The sequence below is a fragment of the Streptomyces sp. NPDC057877 genome, assembly GCF_042796855.1.
GTDB lineage: Bacteria > Actinomycetota > Actinomycetes > Streptomycetales > Streptomycetaceae > Streptomyces.
Genome location: NZ_JBHVMS010000003.1, coordinates 60,326 through 75,893, shown reverse-complemented (window position 1 = coordinate 75,893; position 15,568 = coordinate 60,326). Strand labels below are relative to the sequence as shown.

General features: G+C 71.1%; 14 protein-coding genes. 5 read left to right on the top strand and 9 right to left on the bottom strand.

The genetic code is table 11. The features are described from left to right. The first annotated feature begins 45 nt into the window (after positions 1-45). Positions 46-1,506, top strand: coding sequence for an aldehyde dehydrogenase family protein (locus ACFVQG_RS07970; RefSeq protein WP_383378132.1), 1,461 nt, complete (start codon positions 46-48; stop codon positions 1,504-1,506). 43 nt (positions 1,507-1,549) lie between these two features. Here the strand turns inward: ACFVQG_RS07970 and ACFVQG_RS07965 are convergent, their stop codons facing one another. From ACFVQG_RS07965 to ACFVQG_RS07925, 9 genes are all read right to left on the bottom strand, one after another. Beyond that, entirely contained in the window at positions 1,550-2,683 is a 1,134-nt protein-coding gene (locus ACFVQG_RS07965; protein WP_383378130.1) for a DedA family protein, read from the bottom strand. A 238-nt stretch (positions 2,684-2,921) separates the two neighbouring features. Beyond that, positions 2,922-3,683 (bottom strand): MerR family transcriptional regulator, encoded by a 762-nt coding sequence (locus ACFVQG_RS07960; protein WP_383378129.1) that lies wholly within the window; start codon positions 3,681-3,683, stop codon positions 2,922-2,924. A gap of 80 nt (positions 3,684-3,763) precedes the next feature. Continuing rightward, positions 3,764-4,957 carry an exo-alpha-sialidase gene (locus tag ACFVQG_RS07955; protein WP_383378127.1) on the bottom strand — a complete coding sequence of 398 codons (1,194 nt, stop codon included), beginning with the start codon at positions 4,955-4,957 and terminating at the stop codon, positions 3,764-3,766. A gap of 78 nt (positions 4,958-5,035) precedes the next feature. Beyond that, a complete protein-coding gene (locus ACFVQG_RS07950; protein ID WP_383378125.1) occupies positions 5,036-5,797 on the bottom strand; it encodes an ABC transporter permease in 762 nt (253 codons plus the stop codon). Then, complete coding sequence (locus tag ACFVQG_RS07945; protein WP_383378123.1) at positions 5,794-6,777, bottom strand: ATP-binding cassette domain-containing protein; 984 nt, start codon at positions 6,775-6,777, stop codon at positions 5,794-5,796. The genes ACFVQG_RS07950 and ACFVQG_RS07945 overlap by 4 nt, the downstream gene beginning before the upstream one ends. Positions 6,778-6,889: 112 nt before the next feature. Beyond that, positions 6,890-7,531: a PadR family transcriptional regulator gene (locus ACFVQG_RS07940; protein ID WP_383378121.1), complete on the bottom strand. Its 642-nt coding sequence runs from the start codon at positions 7,529-7,531 to the stop codon at positions 6,890-6,892. Positions 7,532-7,556: 25 nt separating this feature from the next. Then, positions 7,557-8,105: a DinB family protein gene (locus ACFVQG_RS07935; protein WP_383378119.1), complete on the bottom strand. Its 549-nt coding sequence runs from the start codon at positions 8,103-8,105 to the stop codon at positions 7,557-7,559. A 158-nt stretch (positions 8,106-8,263) separates the two neighbouring features. Further along, complete coding sequence (locus tag ACFVQG_RS07930) at positions 8,264-9,937, bottom strand: threonine/serine exporter ThrE family protein (RefSeq protein WP_383378117.1); 1,674 nt, start codon at positions 9,935-9,937, stop codon at positions 8,264-8,266. Between the two features lie 244 nt (positions 9,938-10,181). After that, complete coding sequence (locus tag ACFVQG_RS07925; RefSeq protein ID WP_383378115.1) at positions 10,182-10,673, bottom strand: inorganic diphosphatase; 492 nt, start codon at positions 10,671-10,673, stop codon at positions 10,182-10,184. 79 nt (positions 10,674-10,752) lie between these two features. On the opposite strand from ACFVQG_RS07925, the gene dacB reads away from it, so the two are divergent. From dacB to hpt, 4 genes are all read left to right on the top strand, one after another. Then, the gene (gene dacB, locus ACFVQG_RS07920; RefSeq protein ID WP_383378113.1) at positions 10,753-12,351 is read left to right on the top strand and encodes a D-alanyl-D-alanine carboxypeptidase/D-alanyl-D-alanine-endopeptidase; all 1,599 of its coding nucleotides are present in this window, start codon (positions 10,753-10,755) and stop codon (positions 12,349-12,351) included. 187 nt (positions 12,352-12,538) lie between these two features. Then, positions 12,539-13,672 carry a zinc-dependent metalloprotease gene (locus tag ACFVQG_RS07915; protein ID WP_383378111.1) on the top strand — a complete coding sequence of 378 codons (1,134 nt, stop codon included), beginning with the start codon at positions 12,539-12,541 and terminating at the stop codon, positions 13,670-13,672. A gap of 192 nt (positions 13,673-13,864) precedes the next feature. Further along, entirely contained in the window at positions 13,865-14,890 is a 1,026-nt protein-coding gene (tilS, locus tag ACFVQG_RS07910) for a tRNA lysidine(34) synthetase TilS (protein WP_383378109.1), read from the top strand. 82 nt (positions 14,891-14,972) lie between these two features. Further along, positions 14,973-15,533 carry a hypoxanthine phosphoribosyltransferase gene (gene hpt / locus ACFVQG_RS07905; protein WP_383379708.1) on the top strand — a complete coding sequence of 187 codons (561 nt, stop codon included), beginning with the start codon at positions 14,973-14,975 and terminating at the stop codon, positions 15,531-15,533. Positions 15,534-15,568 lie beyond the last annotated feature (35 nt).

The following is a 15,568-nucleotide window of genomic DNA, read 5'->3' as shown; positions in this document are numbered from 1 at the left end:
CGCCATCTTTCCGCATCGTCACGCGGCAGGGGATTGAGGGATCACATGTCGTCGTACTTCACCGACCTGGCTCAGCAGTACATCGACGGTGAGTGGCGCCCGGGCACGGGCTCCTGGGACATCATCGACTGCAACCCGTACGACGGCGAGAAGCTGGCCTCGATCACGATAGCCACGGTCGACGAGATAGATCAGGCCTACCGCGCCTCCGCCCGCGCCCAGCGCGAGTGGGCCGCCGCGGGCGCGTTCGCCCGGCGGGCCGTGCTGGAGAAGGCCCTGCGCCTGGTGGAGGAGCGCGAGCAGGAGATCACCGAGGTGATCATCGCCGAGTTGGGCGGCACCGGGCTGAAGGCCGCCTTCGAACTCCACCTCGCCAAGGAGTTCCTGCGCGAGTCGGTGAACCTGACGATGCGTCCGGAGACCAAGGTCCTGCCCTCACCGGACCCGGGCAAGGAAAACCGCCTCTACCGCGCCCCCGTCGGTGTCGTCGGCGTCATCAGCCCCTTCAACTTCCCCTTCCTGCTCTCCCTGAAGTCCGTCGCCCCGGCCCTCGCCCTCGGCAACGGCGTCGTGCTCAAGCCGCACCAGGACACCCCCGTCACCGGCGGTTCCCTGATCGCGAAGATCTTCGAGGACGCGGGCCTGCCGCCCGGCCTGCTCAACGTCATCATCACCGACATCGCGGAGGTCGGTGACGCCTTCATCGAGCACCCCGTGCCGAAGGTCATCTCCTTCACCGGCTCCGACAAGGTCGGCCGCCATGTCGCCACCGTCTGCGCCGGTCACTTCAAGCGCGTCATCCTGGAACTCGGCGGCAACAGCGCGCTCGTCGTCCTCGACGACGCCGACATCGACTACGCCGTCGACGCCGCCGTCTTCAGCCGGTACGTCCATCAGGGGCAGGTCTGCATGGCCGCCAACCGGGTGTTGGTGGACCGCTCGATCGCGGCGGAGTTCACCGACAAGTTCGTGGCCAAGGTCAAGTCCCTCAAGGCGGGTGACCCGAGCGACCCGCAGACCGTCATCGGCCCGGTGATCAACTCCTCCCAGGCCGAGTCGATCTCCGGCACCGTCGAGCAGGCCATCGCCGAGGGCGCCACCGCGCTGGTGCACGGCACCACCACCGACAACCTCGTCGAGCCCTCGGTCCTGACCGGCCTGCCCGCCGACTCGCCCCTGCTCCGGCAGGAGGTCTTCGGCCCCGTCGTCTTCCTCGTCCCCTTCGACGGCGAGGAGGAGGCCGTGCGCCTCGTCAACGACACGCCCTACGGTCTCAGCGGCGCCGTCCACACCGGCGACGTGGAGCGCGGGGTGCGGTTCGCGCAGCGGATCGACACCGGGATGTTCCACGTCAACGACGGCACCGTCCACGACGAGCCCCTCGTCCCCTTCGGCGGCGAGAAGAACTCCGGCGTCGGCCGTCTGAACGGCGAGACGACCCTGGACGCCTTCACCACCCTGAAGTGGATCTCGATCCAGCACGGGCGGAGCGGGTTCCCCTTCTGAGCGGAACCCGCTTCCTCACGCGGCAGCGGTCGGCGGACGCCGGTCAGCGCTGCGGGTAGCCGTTCTGGTCGTAGTCGTACGGGTACCGCGGCTGGGCGTGGGGGTCCTGGCCCCGGCCTTGTCCCTGGTTCTGGCCCTGTCCCTGGCCCTGCGGGTACTGCGGGGCGTAGGGCTGGGCGGGCTGCTGGCCGTAGTGCTGGTCGTAGCCGCCCTGGCCCTGGCCCTGGCCGTGTCCCTGGCCCTGGGCGTAGCCCGGGTTGTAGCCCTGGTACGGGTCCGGCTGCGGCTGCGGCTGCTGGTAGGCGCCCTGGTGGTTGCCGTAGCGCTGGTTGCCGTAGCCCTGGTCGCCGTACTGCTGGTCCCCGAACCCCTGATCGTCGTACTCGCTGTACCCCTGGTCGCCGTAGCCCTGGTTCTGCTGGGTCGGCGGGATGCGGCGGAGCTGGGTGGTGGCGTCGTCCATGACCGGCTGCTGCTGGTAGGCGGCCTGGTGGGGGGCCTGGTGGGGGGCCTGCTGACCGTGGGCGGCGGACTCGGGCTCCTGGGCGAGGCCCTTCTTCTTCTGGGAGCGGGCCCGCAGCAGCTCGATGATGATCGGGACGACCGAGATGAAGACGATCAGGATCAGGATCGCTTCGATGTTCTTCTTGACGAAGTCGATGTTGCCCAGCCAGGCGCCGAGGATGGTCACACCGGCGCCCCACAGGATGCCGCCGAGCACGTTGAAGATCAGGAACGAGCGGTACCGCATGCCGCTGACGCCCGCGATGATCGGCGTGAAGGTACGCACGATGGGCACGAACCGGGCCAGGACCAGGGACTTCGGGCCGTACTTCTCGAAGAACTCGTGCGCCTTGACGACGTTCTCCTGTTTGAAGAGGCGGGAGTCAGGGCGGGTGAAGAGTGCCGGGCCGACCTTCTTGCCGAACATATAGCCCGCCTGGTCGCCCAGGATCGCGGCGATACAGATCAGGACGATCGCCGCCCACAGCGGGAAGTCCAGCTGGTTCGACGTGATCAGCAGACCGGCCGTGAAAAGCAGCGAGTCGCCCGGCAGGAAGAAACCGATCAGGAGTCCGGACTCGGCGAAGACGATGAGGAGCAGGCCCCAGATACCGAAGGTGTCCAGCAGATAGTTCGGATCCAGCCAGCTCGGTCCGAGGGCAAGCGTCGTCACGGTTCCGGGCTCCTGAGGGGTGGGAGGTACGGCGTCAAGTACGGCCGGACAAAGCTATCAACGTAAGGCGCCCGCCCCTGGTTCCACCGATGTCTCCAGGATGCACTGTGGGCCGTATCGCACACGGCGGGTCCGGCCCACAGCGCCCGCCCACAGGGTGCACAGGGCCCCGAGGGCCCTGGCTTGTGGGGCTCAGGCCGAGTATCTGGACGCCCTCAGGCCGAGTGTCTGGACGGCCTCAGGCCGAGTGTCTGGACGCGTTGGCCACGATCGCGTCCCGGAGGTGTTCGGCGAGGCCGGGACGCATGGCGTCGTAGAACGCCTTGAAGCGCTCGTCGGCCACGTACATCTCGGCGAGACCCTGGTGGACGTCGTACGGGCACTCGTAGAACCAGGAGCAGATGTGCTGCCGGTGCTCCTCGGCCATGTCCATGGCGCGCTCTCCGGTCGGTGGCTCACCGGCGGCCATCAGGGCGTCATAGCGCTCGCCCCAGTCGGCAACCTCGGCCTGCATACGCTTCCAGTCCTCCTTGGTGTAGCTGGCCGCGCGGCGCTGTGACTCCGCGTACGCCTCGGTGCCGCCCCAGCGCTCCTCCGCCTCCTGTGCGTACTGCTCGGGGTCCTTGTCCCCGAAGACCTCGAACCGCTCCTCCGGCGTGAGATTGATGCCCATCTTGCGTGCCTCCATGGCGTGCTCCACGGCCGCCGCCATCTTCCGCAGCTTCTCGATCCGGGCGGTCAGCAACTCGTGCTGGCGGCGCAGATGCGCGCGTGGGTCCGCGTCCGGGTCGTCGAGCAGGGCGGCGACCTCGTCGAGCGGGAAGCCCAGCTCCCGGTAGAACAGGATCTGCTGCAACCGGTCGAGGTCGGCGTCGCTGTAGCGCCGGTGACCCGCGTGGCTGCGCTCGCTCGGGACGAGCAGACCGATGTCGTCGTAGTGGTGCAGGGTGCGCACCGTGACCCCGGCGAAACCGGCGACCTGTCCCACGGAATAGCTCACTTCCGCTCCCTTCTCGGTACGCGCTCCACGGTGCGTCCTCACGTCACGTGAGGTGCAAGCCGGATTCCGTGCGGGCGCCTTCAATCCTCCCCGAGTGAGAAGTCGTGCCAGTGGGTGCCGTCGGCCGATATCCGGTAGGCGCCCTGGCCGTAGCTGTCCGACCACAGCCAGCCGAGCGGCGTCCACCGCACGTAGCCAGCCGGGCCACGGGCGGCTCCCTCGGACCGGAAGGTGCGGGCCTGGTCGTCGCTGTGCCACACGCCCGTCTCGCCGTAGACGGTGAGACCGTCGTCGTCGGCCACGACGGGATCGCCGAGGATGGAGAGCGGCTCCACTCCCGCGCGATAGCGCCAGATCCGGGTCCAGGTGCCACCGCCGTCCGTGCTGACGTGGAGGGTCAGCAGGCCGTTCTTCACTCCTTCCCGACTGGGCAGCTGGCCTGCCTGGACGGCGTACATCCCTCTCTTGCCGGGGACCACCCGCGGTGCCCAGCCCTCTTCCGCGGCGCCGGTCATATGGGTCGGGCGCCAGCTGCGGCCACGGTCCTTGCTGACGGCCAGGGTGGGCAGGCCGGTGTCGGGGTCCTTCCCCGCCACGAACAGCGCGTTCTCGGCAACGTCACCCGCGGGGGAGAGGACGCCGTCCAGTGGGGGCTGGTGGGTCAGGACGCGATGCTCGCCGGTCTCGGGCAGGACGGCCACCAGTCTGCCGCGGGCACATCCATTGCCGTCGGACGCCGTATCCAGGCAGTCGAGCGCGAGGGCGGCGCCCTCGGGAACCGTGGTGGTGCGGCCCGTCGGGCGGGTCGAGCCGCGCTGCCAGGTGCTGCCGTGGTCACGCGTGAACCAGGTGCGGCCGGGCGCGTCGATGTGCTCGGAGGGCTCGGTGATCAGCGCACGGCCCGGGCCCAGCACGGTCAGCCCGACGGTGATGCCCTGGTCGCCGGTGACGTCCGGAAGTGGGGACTCGACCGGCCGCCAGAGCCCTGCGCCCGCTTCGAGCACGGCGACATGCTGACGGCACCCGCTGTCGCCGCACTCCGCGCTCAGCGTGAACCCGCTGCCGTCCGCGGCGAAGTCGACGGCGTGGGAGACGCCGGGGAGGCCGGGGGCGGAGGGTATGGGTGGGGGAGAGGCCCTGTCCGACGTGCTTGTGGGCGCCTCTCCCTTTCCCCTCTTCTCCGCCCCGTCCGCTGGTTCTGGTTCCGGGCCGCTGCATGCCGCCGTGAAGAACACGCACAGGCACAGCAGCGCCGTCGCCAGGCGTACGTTCATGAGCCCCTCCGATCCGCGGTGACCTGCTTCTGCTTCTGGTACACCGCGGATCGCTCAGGGGTTCCACCTTCGGCCCGATTACTTGCTCAGCCGCCCGAACCGCCGTACCGCCAGCGGAAAGAACACCGCGAGCAGCGCCAACGGCCAGGCGACGGCGGCCCAGACATGGCCCGGCTCACCACCCGGGTTGCCGAACAGGTCGCGGACGGCCGTGGCGGTCTGGGACATCGGGTTCCACTCGACGGCCGTGCCCAGCCAGTCCGGCATCGACCCGGGTTCGGCGATCGCGTTGGAGAGGAAGCCGACCGGCCAGACCAGGATCTGGACGGCCTGCACCATCTCCGGCTTCCCGGCGACCAGCGCCAGGTGGATGCCGATCCACAGCATGGCGAACCGGAACAGCAGCAGCAGACCCACCGCCCCGAGGAACGCGCCAGCCCCGCCATGGGTGCGCCAGCCCAGCGCGTGGCCGACGGCGATGAGGACGGCCAGGGTCAGCGCCGACTGGAACATGTCGGCGGCCGACCGGCCCACCAGTACCGCGCCATCGGCCATGGGCATCGAGCGGAACCGGTCGATCACGCCCTTGTTGAGGTCCTGGGTGACGGCCAGCATCGTGCTCTCCAGGCCGAACGCCATGGTGAGCGCCAGCATGCCGGGCACCAGATAGTCGACGTACGGCCCGCTCACGCCCCGGCCGCCGCCGATCAGATATCCGAACATCAGCAGCAGCATCACCGCGAAGGCCAGGTTCACGGCCAACTGCACCGGCTGCCGGGCCCAGTGGGCCAGCTCCCGCCGGGTCATGGTCCAGGAATCGGTCAGTGCGTGCACGCTCACACGGCCTCCCTCTCTTGGCGGTCGTCCCTCTCTCGGCGGTCGTCGCCCGTGAGGTGCAGGAAGACCTCGTCCAGCGTCGGACGGCGCAGGGCGATGTCCTCGGCGTCGACACCGCCCTCCTCCAGGGCCCGCACGACGCTGGAGAGGGCCGCCATCCGGTCGGTGACCGGGGCGCTGAGCAGCCGTCGGTCGGTGTCGACCGAGACGGTGTCCTTCGGCACCGGCAGCAGGGCGACGGCGGCGCCGAGCTGACCGGCGTCGCGCAGGACGACGTCGATGCGGTTGCCGCCCGTCATCGCCTTCAGCTCGCCCGCCGAACCCTCGGCGACGACACGGCCCCGGTCGACGACCGAGATGCGGTCGGCGAGCTGGTCGGCCTCCTCCAGGTACTGGGTGGTGAGCAGGACCGTCGTACCGCCGCCGACCAGGGAGCGGACGGCCGACCACACCTCGGCGCGCCCGCGCGGGTCGAGGCCGGTCGTGGGTTCGTCCAGGAAGAGCACCTCCGGTTCGGTGATCAGGGACGCGGCGAGGTCGAGGCGGCGCCGCATGCCGCCGCTGTACTGCTTGACCGCCTTGCGCCCGGTGTCGGCGAGGCCGAAGCGCTCCAGCAGTTCGCCCGCGCGGGTGCGGGCGCGGCGGGCGCCGAGGTGGTAGAGGCGGCCGAACATCTCCAGGTTCTGGTGGCCGCCGAGTTCCTCGTCGAGCGCCGCGTGCTGGCCGAGCAGGCCGATGCGGAAGCGCACTTCGCGGGCCTGGGTCACGGCGTTGTACCCGGCCACCTCGACCCTGCCGGTGTCCGGCCGCAGCAGCGTGGACAGGATGCGGACCAGGGTCGTCTTGCCCGCCCCGTTGGGCCCGAGCACCCCGTGCACCGTGCCTCGGGCGACGGTCAGGTCCAGCCCCGCCAGCGCGGGTTTGCCGCCCTTGCCGCCGTACTTCTTGTGTGCCCCTACGACGGTGATAGCCGCGTCGGCCACGAGACCCCCTTACTAGTCAAACTTGACCACTGAAGCCAGGGTATGCCCGCGCCGACCATTGGTCAAACTTGATTAGTGGATGCCCTGGTGGATGTCCTGGTGGATGTCCCTCTCAGCGGCGGTCGTCCGGATGCCGCTCCCCGGTGGCGTACGGGTTCTCCTCCCCGTCCGCCAGGACCCCGACGAACGGCTCGCCCTCACCGGCGAAGGTGTACGCCCCGCCCTCGATGCGTCCGATCAGCCCCCGGGTCCACTCGGCCTCGCCGTCGGCCGTGTGCACCCACAGGTTCATGATCTCGCCGATGTGGCCCAGCTGTTCGGGGCCGGACTCCGGCACGTAGTGCTCGGTGACCGCCGACCGCCACTCCTCGATGCGCCGGGTGCGCTCCTTCAGCAGCGCCACGGCCTCGTCCCGGGGCAGATCGACGATGAAGCCGATGGCGGCGGACTTGACGTCCATCTTCTGGTCGTAGGCGACGAGGGCCTCGCGCAACAGCGAGAAGAACTCCTCGTCGCCCGCCGGGGTGATCTCGTACTCGGTGCGCGGCGGCCCGCCCGCCGTCGACGGGGCGATCTCGTGCGCGTGCAGGAGGCCCTGTTTCGCCATCTGTTTCAGGGCGTGGTAGATCGAGCCGGGCTTGGCGTTGGACCACTCGTGCGCGCCCCAGTACTCCAGGTCGTTGCGCACCTGGTACCCATGGGCCCGCCCGTGCTGGCGCACCGCGCCCAGCACCAGGAGACGGATCGCTGACATGCGGTCCAGGTTAGGACCCGCCCCCTCACCGCGGCTCCGAGCCCTGCTCCATCGCGATCAGCTCGAAGGCCGTCCGGCCGTCGAGGGACTCGCGGACGATGTCGGCGTGGCCCGCGTGCCGGGCCGTCTCACGGATCAGGTGGAGGGCCAGCCAGCGCATGGAGACGCGCTCGTCCGGCGGGAACCACGGGTCGTTCGGCAGGGCGAAGGTGTCGTCGAGGCTGGGCACCGCGCGGAGGAACGCCTCCGTCTCGGCGGCGACCTTCTCCCAGTACGCCAACTGCTCCGCCACCGTCTCGTCGCCGACGAGCCGGAAGCACTCGTGCCAGTTCGACTCGTCCCGGCGCACCGCGGGCGCCTCGCCGCGCGCCCGCGCGACCCAGCCCTGCTCGACCTCGGCGACATGCTTGACCAGCCCGGCCAGGGTCAGCTCGCTCGCGCTGGGCCGGGCCGCCGCCTGCTCCTCCGGCAGCCCGAGCACCGTCCGCCGCAGCGCGCCCCGCTGCTCGGCCAGGAACGCCAGCAGCGCCCCGCGCTCGTCGCCGTGTGCCTCCGCGCGTACGTGCATCACCATCGTGGCCGCCTCTCGCCGTTTCCCGCCGCGTCTCGCGGGCCCTCTGGCCCGACACCGACGACGGTAGGAGCCCTTGCGGTCAGTTTCTGTCCGCAAGGCGCCCGTCCGGTGGACGTCCGCCCGCAAGCAGCCGGGCGACCCTCACGCGCGCGTGCCGCTCAGAACCCGCGCGTCCGCTTCGCGCCCTTCCGCCCCTCCGGAGAGCCCACCCGCAGGAAGAGGCGCGACACCTCCGACCCCAGGTTGACCCCGATCGCGATGGCGATGGCGAGCGCACCGGCCTTGGTGAGGGAGTCCAGGCCGCTGTCGACGTCGTTCTGGGCGATCGACAGCAGTCCGAAGTACGTCGCGGAACCCGGCAGCAGGGGCCCGATCGCGGCCGTCGTGTAGGGCAGCGCGGACGCGTAGCGGTAGCGGGACAGCAACTGACCGAAGAGGCCCACCAGGCCCGCCGCGACGGCCGTGGAGGCGACGGGGGACAGGTCGCCCGCGTAGTGCATGGCGCCGTAGACCGCCCACGCGATACCGCCGTTGAGGGTGACCGCCAGCACGGTGGATCGTTCCTGCTGGAGCAGCACCGCGAAGGTGAGCGACAGCAGCATCGACGCGCCGAGCTGCAACAGCGGCCGTTCCTCGATGCTGAGCGCCGCGTCCGGGTTGAGCTGGGCACCCAGCTGGACCCCGAAGTAGAGCACCACCAGCACCCCGACGACGATGCCCACGAAGAAGTACATGACCTCCAGCAGACGGGCGGCGGCGGTGATGTAGAAGCCGGTCAGACCGTCCTGCACGCCCGCCACCAGAGCCCGCCCGGGCAGCAGCGCGAACAGCCCACCGGTGATGACCGCGGACGCCTTCACGTCGGCGTGTGCCAGCGTGAGCGCGACCCCTATGGCGGCCGGGGGCATCGCGGCGACCGTGAACTGGTAGAACTCCGGCAGCCCGCGCCCGGCGCACAGCCACGCCAGCCGGTCCCCGAGCATGGCGCCCAGCGCGGCGGCGAGGAACACCAGCACACCACCGCCCACCAGCACCGAGGCCGCGCCCGCGAGCAGCCCGCTCGCCGCCGTCAGCACCCAGGTCGGGTAGGGGTGGCGGTTGCGGCGCATCTCCGCGAGCCGCCGGTAGGCGTCCTCCAGGGAGAGATGGTTCTCCGGGTCGCTCAGGTCGTCGACCAACTGGAAGACGGCCGCCAGCCGGGTGTAGTCGGTGCCCCGTCGACGTACCGTCCGCGAGGCGGTGACCGGATCGTCCACCAGGGACGGCTGGTAGGAGATCGACAGCAGGGTGAAGGTGACGTTCGGCTCGCAGCGGTCCAGGCCGTAGGACCGGCAGACGGCGAACATCGCCGCCTCCACGTCCTCGGCGCCCTCCCCGCCCGCCAGCAGCAGCTCCCCGATACGCAGCGTCAGGTCGAGCACGCGCGGGGCGGCCGGTCCGCCCTCCTCCGCTTTCGGCCCCGGCTCCGGCGCGGGCCGCTCGGTCACCGGCAGCCGCAGCATCGTGCGCATCCGCACCTGCCACGGCGCGTCCTTCGTGAGGCTGACGACCGGCACACCGCTCGGCGGGGTGAACGCGGGCGGCGCACTGCGCGCGCTGTAGGTGCTCGGCGTGCTGAACGCCGACCCCTCCTGCTCGCCCGCGGGACGCACGTCGAGTCCCTTGGGGACGGAGAACTCCGAGGTCGCCTCCGGCTCGGCCACGACCTTGGGGACGTCGAGGCCCTCCGGCACCGCGAACTCGGACGTCGTCGACGACTCACCGTCCACCGACGGCACGAACGCGCTCCTCGCCTCGTCCGAATGCGGCTTACGGTCCTCCGCGTCCGTCACTTGCGCAGCGCTCCCTGTACGACGTACGACTCCGTCATTACTCCTGTGCCCCGTTACGACAGCCTCAGTATGCGCACCAGACCACCGGGGCACAGAACCACCGGGGCACAGAACCACCGGGGCACACAACCACCGGGACACAGAACCACCGGGCACTGGACCGCCGGGGCGCTCCCCGGATACGCCGACGGGCCGCGCCACCCCACAAGGAGGTCACACGGCCCGCAGGCGGCAAGGTAGGGGCTCAGTGGCCGCCCTGCTCCTTGAAGCGCTTGTACGACTTCTCCAGCTCGGCCTCCGCCTCGGTGCGGCCGACCCAGTCGGCGCCCTCCACGGACTTGCCGGGCTCGAGGTCCTTGTAGACCTCGAAGAAGTGCTGGATCTCCAGGCGGTCGAACTCCGCGACGTGGTGGATGTCCCGCAGGTGCTCCATCCGCGGGTCGGACGCCGGGACGCACAGCAGCTTGTCGTCGCCGCCCGCCTCGTCGGTCATCCGGAACATGCCCACCGCGCGGCACTTGATGAGGCAGCCGGGGAAGGTCGGCTCGTCCAGGATGACGAGCGCGTCCAAGGGGTCACCGTCCTCGCCCAGGGTGTTCTCGACGAAGCCGTAGTCGGCCGGGTAGGTCGTCGAGGTGAAGAGTCGGCGGTCCAGGCGGATACGACCGGTCTCGTGGTCCACCTCGTACTTGTTCCGCGAACCCTTCGGGATCTCGATCGTGACGTCGAACTCCACCGGTGGCTCCTCCATGATCAGCACGCAGTTCTGGTGGTTAAGTGTCCCCTACGCAGGTGGGTGATCGCGAAAGGGGCTGGTGGTCGTGCCTGAGCTGAGGCCTTGGCGGGCCGCGGGGCCGCGTGTGGCGCGGATCGCGGATGCCGTACGCCCCCGGCTCAGCCGAGTGGCGACGGCCGCCCGGCCGCGGGTCACACGGCTGGCGCAGGCGGTGAAACCGCAGGTCACAGGGGTGAACACCTGGCAGTACACGACCGGAGCCACGGTCGTCGGGCTGGCGCTGACCGCCGGTGCGGTGACCGTCGCGGGCCCCTGGGACTCCTCCGGCCAGCGTACGGCCGAGCGGGCGCGCGCCATCGCCGCGGAACGCCCGGGTGGCGCAGATCACGAACGTAATTCCGCTACGTCCGGCACCTCCGGCGGTTCCGACAGCGCCGCCGGTGCCCCACGGCCCGCGCCCAGCGCCGCCTCCGTGCTGACCGGCCTGGGCGCCGAGACGGTGCGCTCGGCGCCGAACGGGCCCACGCTCGCCGAGGTCCTGGGCCCGCTGCTCGGTGACGCGGCGCTCGGCGCCCGCCGCGCCGCCTCGGTCGTCGACCTGACCACCGGCAAGCAACTGCACGGCTCGGCCACCGGCGAGACCTTCACCCCCGCCTCCACCACCAAACTGGCCACCGCCGTCGCCGCCCTGGCCGCCCTCGGCCCCGACCACCGCCTCACCACCCGCGCGGCCTTCGAGCCCGACACCCGCGAACTCGTCCTCGTCGGCGGCGGCGACCCCACCCTCACCGCCCGTGAGGACGCCGACGGCTGGGCCAGCCTGCGCACCCTCGCCGCGGACACCGCCGCCGCCCTGGAGAAGCGCGACGTACGCGAGGTCACGCTCTCCTACGACACCACCCTGTACGCCGGTGGCGACCTGCACTCCATCGGCGTGAACGGCAACCTCGCGCGCGTGACGGCACTGATGGCCGACGAGGCCCGCACGGACGACTCCACGCGCGGGCCGGTGCTCCGCGCGGAGGACCCGGCGGCCGAGGCGACCCGCGCCTTCGCGGGCTTCCTCGAGGACCACGGCATCAAGACGACCGCCCCCGGCCCCTCCAAGGCCACCACCCGCGCGGGCGCCCTCGCCAGCGTCTCCTCGCCGCCCCTGTCCACCCTGGTCGAGCGGATGCTGACCAACAGCGACAACGACCTCGCCGAGCACCTCGCGCGGCACACCGCCCTCGCCAGCGGCGAGCGCCCCGACTTCGACGGCGCGGGGCGCGCCATCCACGCGCGGCTGAAGAAGCTCGGACTGCCGGTGGAGGGCGCCGTCGTCAAGGACGGCAGCGGACTCAGCCGTGACAACCGGCTCTCCGCGCACCTGCTGACCGCCCTGCTGGTGACCGCCGCCGACCCCGGCCACCCCGAGCTGCGCGCCACCCTCACCGGCCTGCCGGTGGCGGGGTTCACCGGCACGCTGAGCGGCCGCTACACGGACGGCGCCGCCGGCGTCGTACGCGCCAAGACCGGCACTCTCACCGGCGTCAACACCCTCGCGGGCACGGTCGTCGCGGCCGACGGCCGGGTGCTGGCGTTCGCCTTCCTGGCGGAGGGCACCACGGACCCGACGGCGGCCCAGGCGGTGCTTGACCGGGCGGCGACGGCGCTGGCGGCGTGCGGTTGCCGATAGGGGTGCGGCGGCGGGCTCTCGCACCCCCCGCGCTGTACGGCCGTACCTCTGGGTCGTACGGCTGCACCCCCCGTGCTGTACGGCGTACCTCTGGGCCGTACGGCTGCACCCCCCGCGCCGTACGGCCGTACCCCCTGCCGACCGCTACGGCCTGCCCCAAGTGGGAACGCTCACGTACGGTTGACGCATGACGAGCATCGGTGGTGCCGCTTCTTCTGGGATGGTCGACTGGAACCTCGCGGTGGCGACCGCGACCCGGCTGGTGCGTCCGGGCCCCGAGGTCAGCCGTGACGAGGCGCGGGCCGTCGTCGCGGAACTCCGCCGCCATGCCAAGGCCTCGGAGGACCACGTCCGGGGGTTCACCCGGATGGGCACGGAGGAGATGCACGACACACCCGTTCTGGTGGTGGACCGCCCCGGCTGGGTCCGGGCGAACGTCGCCGGGTTCCGCGAGATCCTCAAACCGCTGCTCGACAAGATGCAGGAGCGGCGCGGCAGCACCCCGGGCGGCATGGTCCTCGGCACGGTCGGCGGCAAGGTCACCGGCGTGGAGCTGGGCATGCTGCTGTCGTTCCTGGCCTCCCGCGTCCTCGGCCAGTACGAGACCTTCGCCCCGTCCACGCGGGACCTGCCCGCCGGTGCGAACGGCGGCGGGCGGCTGCTGCTCGTCGCCCCGAACATCGTGCACGTGGAGCGCGAACTCGACGTCGAGCCGCACGACTTCCGCCTGTGGGTGTGCCTGCACGAGGAGACGCACCGCACCCAGTTCAGCGCGGTGCCCTGGCTGCGGGACCACCTCGAGAGTGAGATCCAGTCATTCCTGGGGGAGACCGACGTCGACCCCATGACCGTCCTGGAGCGCATCCGCGAGGCCGCCCAGAGCCTCGCCGGGGGGCGCCCCGAGGCCGAGGAGGACGACGGCGGCCGGTCCCTGGTGGAGATCGTGCAGACCCCGGCGCAGCGGGAGATCCTCGGTCGTCTCACCGCCGTGATGTCCCTGCTGGAGGGGCACGCCGACTTCGTGATGGACGGCGTGGGACCGGCGGTCGTACCGTCGGTCGCGGAGATCCGCGAGAAGTTCCAGCAGCGCCGCGCGAAGGGCGCCTCCCGCCTCGACCTCGCGCTGCGCAAGCTCCTCGGCCTGGACGCCAAGCTCCGGCAGTACCGTGACGGCGAGCGCTTCGTGCGGGCCGTGGTGGAGGAGGTCGGCATGGACGGTTTCAACCGCGTGTGGACCTCGCCGAACACCCTTCCCACCAAGTCGGAGATCGCCAAACCGGCGGACTGGGTCGCGCGGGTGCACCGCAAGGCGGAGGGGTGAACAGCGCCGCGGGGTCGTGAACCGAATCCCGCCGACGGCAGGCGAACGCCCCTTCAATCACCCGTCCGAGGGACCGTGAGCCATGGGTAGGCGTGCAATGCTCGGGGAACGGCCCGGTTCTGTCACCATCTACACACTCTGAGTGACCGAACCTCGGGCTCACCCCCGACAACTTCATGAAGGGAACCGGACATGGGTCCCCATCCTGCGGTCGCGGCGATACGCCTGGCGGTCCGCCGCGTCCTCCACGACATCCTCACCGAATACGGCCGTACCCCCGCCGTCCCGTCCCACGAGCGCTCCCCCTCGCCGCTCGTGCTCGTGGCGTGCTCCGGCGGCGCCGATTCCATGGCCCTGGCCTCCGCACTCGCGTTCGAAGCGCCCAAGCTCGGCATCCGCGCGGGCGGCGTCACCGTCGACCACGGCCTCCAGACCGACTCCGACGCACGCGCCGCGGAGGTCGTCCAGCGCCTGCGCGAACTCGGCCTCGACCCCGTCGAGTCCACCGCCGTGACCGTGGGCCGCGACGGCGGCCCGGAAGCCGCCGCCCGCGACGCCCGCTACGCCGCGCTGGACGCCGCCGTCGACCGCCACGGCGCGGCCGCGGTCCTGCTCGGCCACACCCGCGACGACCAAGCCGAAACCGTCCTGCTCGGCCTCGCCCGTGGCTCCGGCATCCGCTCCCTGTCCGGGATGGCCGCGGTCTCGGGGGCCGACGGCCGTTACCGGAGGCCCTTCCTCGGCCTCGACCGGCAGACCGCCCGCAAGGCCTGCATGGTCCAGTCCCTCCCCGTCTGGGACGACCCGCACAACGCCGATCCCGCCTACACGCGGTCGAGGCTGCGGCACGAGGGCCTGCCCGCCCTGGAGAAGGCGCTCGGCAAGGGCGTCGTCGAGGCCCTCGCCCGCACGGCCCAGCTCTCCCGCGACGACGCCGACGCCCTCGACGCCTGGGCTGGCCAGGCCGAGGCCGGGGTCCGCGACGCGGCGGGCCTGCTGGAGTGCGCCAAGCTCTACGCCCTGCCGCCCGCCGTGCGCCGCAGAATCCTGCGCCGCGCGGCCATCGACGCCGGTGCCCCGGCCGGTTCGCTGTTCGCCCGCCACATCGAGGAAGTCGACCGGTTGATCACCGGCTGGCGTGGTCAGGGGGTCATCAACCTCCCCGGCAAAGTCGTCGCCCAGCGTCAGGGTGGCAGACTGGTGATTCGGCAAGGCTGAAAAGGCTCCCCCTCGGGGCGCGCACCGGCCGCCCTCGCCTCGTCGAGGAGCGGCCGGACAGCCGGTGGGACGACCGAAAGTGATGCGGGTGGACGCGAAAGACATGGGTGCGGACCTCAAGCAGGTGCTCATCACCAAGGAAGAGATCGACGCGAAGCTCTCCGAGCTGGCCGCGAAGATCGACGCGGAGTACGCGGGCAAGGACCTGCTGATCGTCGGCGTCCTCAAGGGCGCGGTGATGGTCATGGCCGACCTCGCGCGGGCGCTGTCCACCCCCGTCACCATGGACTGGATGGCCGTGTCCTCCTACGGCGCGGGCACCCAGTCCTCCGGCGTCGTGCGGATCCTCAAGGACCTGGACACCGACATCAAGGGCAAGCACGTCCTGATCGTCGAGGACATCATCGACTCGGGCCTGACCCTGTCCTGGCTGCTGTCGAACCTCGGCTCGCGCGAGCCGGAGTCGCTGAAGGTGTGCACCCTGCTGCGCAAGCCGGACGCCGCCAAGGTCGCCATCGAGGTGGAGTGGGTCGGCTTCGACATCCCGAACGAGTTCGTCGTGGGCTACGGCCTCGACTACGCCGAGAAGTACCGCAACCTCCCGTTCGTGGGTACTCTCGCGCCCCACGTCTACGGCGGCTGAGCCGGAGACGGCCACGGGTCTGACCCGAAGGGCCC